The 1,226-nt window shown below is 78.3% G+C and carries 2 protein-coding genes; one reads left to right on the top strand and one right to left on the bottom strand.

Features of this window, described 5'->3' with window-relative positions; genetic code table 11:
* The first annotated feature begins 97 nt into the window (after positions 1-97).
* Positions 98-328, top strand: coding sequence for an LPXTG cell wall anchor domain-containing protein (locus ABD323_RS41305; RefSeq protein ID WP_344447233.1), 231 nt, complete (start codon positions 98-100; stop codon positions 326-328).
* Positions 329-415: 87 nt separating this feature from the next.
* On the opposite strand, the gene ABD323_RS41300 is transcribed toward ABD323_RS41305, so the two are convergent.
* Positions 416-1,226: dihydrolipoamide acetyltransferase family protein (locus ABD323_RS41300; RefSeq protein ID WP_344447232.1), on the bottom strand; the 811-nt coding region annotated here is incomplete at its 5' end.

Raw genomic sequence — 1,226 nt, 5'->3', positions numbered from 1 at the left:
CCCCCCCCGCCCCCCCCCTCCCCCCCCCCCCCCCGCCCCCCCCGGCCCCCCCCCGCCCCCCGCCGCCCCCCCCCCCCCCCCCCCCGCCCCGCCCGCCGTGGCCCCGCCGCCGGTCGCGGGCGCCCCGAGCACCGCCCCCAGCGCGTCCACCGCCCCCAGCACCCCGGCAGGCACCGCCGCGCTCGCCGCCCCTGCGGCCGCGCCGCAGTTGGCCAGCACCGGTGGCGGCGCCTCGGCCCGGCTGCTGACCGTCGCCGGCGGGGCGCTGGCCGTCCTCGGCGCCGCCGCACTGGCCGTCGTCCGGCGCCGGCGCACGGTCCGCGGGTGACCGGAAGCGGGTGACCGGAAGGGGGAGGGGGGGGCGCCCCGCACCCCCTCGACGGGGGGTGCGGGGCCCAACGGCCTTACCGGGGCGTCAGCCCCAGGTGATCAGGCGCTTGGGGCGCTCCAGGACGGCCGCGACGTCGGCCAGCACCTTCGAGCCCAGCTCGCCGTCGACCAGCCGGTGGTCGAAGGAGAGTGCCAGCGTGGTGACCTGGCGCGGCACCACCCGGCCCTTGTGCACCCACGGCAGCTCCCGGACCGCGCCGAAGGCCAGGATGGCGGCCTCGCCGGGGTTGAGGATCGGGGTGCCGGTGTCGACGCCGAAGACGCCGACGTTGGTGATGGTGACGGTCCCGCCGGACATGTCGGCCGGCGAGGTCTTCCCCTGCCGGGCGGTGTCGATCAGCGAGCCGAGCTCCACCGCGAGCCCGGAGAGCGTGAGCGCGCCGGCGTTCTTGATGTTCGGCACGATCAGGCCGCGCGGGGTGGCCGCGGCGATCCCCAGGTTGACCTGGCCCTTGTGGACGATCTCCTGCGTGGACTCGTCCCAGCTGGCGTTGATCTCCGGGTGCCGCTTGATCGAGGTGAGCAGCGCCTTGGCGACCAGCAGCAGCGGGCTGACCCGCACCCCCTGGCCCAGCTCGCCGCTCTCCTTGAGGGTGCGCACCAGCTTCATCGTGCGGGTGACGTCGACCTGGACGAACTCGGTGACGTGCGGCGCGGTGAAGGCGGAGGCGACCATCGCCTGGGCGGTGGCCTTGCGCACGCCCTTGACCGGGATCCGCACGTCCAGGCCGGTGGCCAGGGCGCTCTGCGGGGCGGCGGCCGGCTGCTGCGGCTCGGCGGCCAGCGGGAGCGGCGCCACGGCCACGGCGGCCGGGGCCGGCCCGGCGGTGGCGGTC

It is taken from the genome of Kitasatospora nipponensis, from assembly GCF_039528135.1.
Lineage (GTDB): Bacteria > Actinomycetota > Actinomycetes > Streptomycetales > Streptomycetaceae > Kitasatospora > Kitasatospora nipponensis.
The sequence above is the reverse complement of the archived record's forward strand: the minus strand, read 5'-3'. Positions and strand labels throughout refer to the sequence as shown.